Origin of the sequence: Bacillus cereus group sp. BfR-BA-01453 (assembly GCF_022662915.1) — a bacterium.
GTDB lineage: Bacteria > Bacillota > Bacilli > Bacillales > Bacillaceae_G > Bacillus_A > Bacillus_A paranthracis.
Genome location: NZ_JAKUEN010000046.1, coordinates 1 through 425 on the forward strand (window position 1 = coordinate 1; position 425 = coordinate 425).

Sequence of the window (425 nt, forward strand, 5' to 3'; positions counted from 1 at the left end):
TCGGCGGTTCGATCCCGTCATCCTCCACCATTTAGCCGACTTAGCTCAATTGGTAGAGCAACTGACTTGTAATCAGTAGGTTGGGGGTTCAAGTCCTCTAGTCGGCACCAGTTTTTATTGTAAGAGCCATTAGCTCAGTTGGTAGAGCATCTGACTTTTAATCAGAGGGTCGAAGGTTCGAGTCCTTCATGGCTCACCATTTTTAATGAATATGCGGGTGTGGCGGAATTGGCAGACGCACTAGACTTAGGATCTAGCGCCTTTGGCGTGGGGGTTCGACTCCCTTCACCCGCACTTTTAATGAAATAACTCAAACATGTCTTGCGGAAGTAGTTCAGTGGTAGAATACAACCTTGCCAAGGTTGGGGTCGCGGGTTCGAATCCCGTCTTCCGCTCCAATTTTCAATATGACATGCCGGGGTGGC

Annotated in this window: 4 tRNA genes; all 4 read left to right on the top strand. The window is 49.2% G+C overall.

The window, feature by feature from the left end:
- Positions 1-34: 34 nt before the first annotated feature.
- A tRNA-Thr gene (locus MR070_RS26875) sits at positions 35-110 on the top strand.
- Positions 111-123: 13 nt separating this feature from the next.
- Positions 124-199 (top strand) — tRNA-Lys (locus MR070_RS26880).
- A 14-nt stretch (positions 200-213) separates the two neighbouring features.
- A tRNA-Leu gene (locus MR070_RS26885) sits at positions 214-294 on the top strand.
- Positions 295-323: 29 nt separating this feature from the next.
- Positions 324-398: transfer RNA gene (locus tag MR070_RS26890), tRNA-Gly, on the top strand.
- Positions 399-425 lie beyond the last annotated feature (27 nt).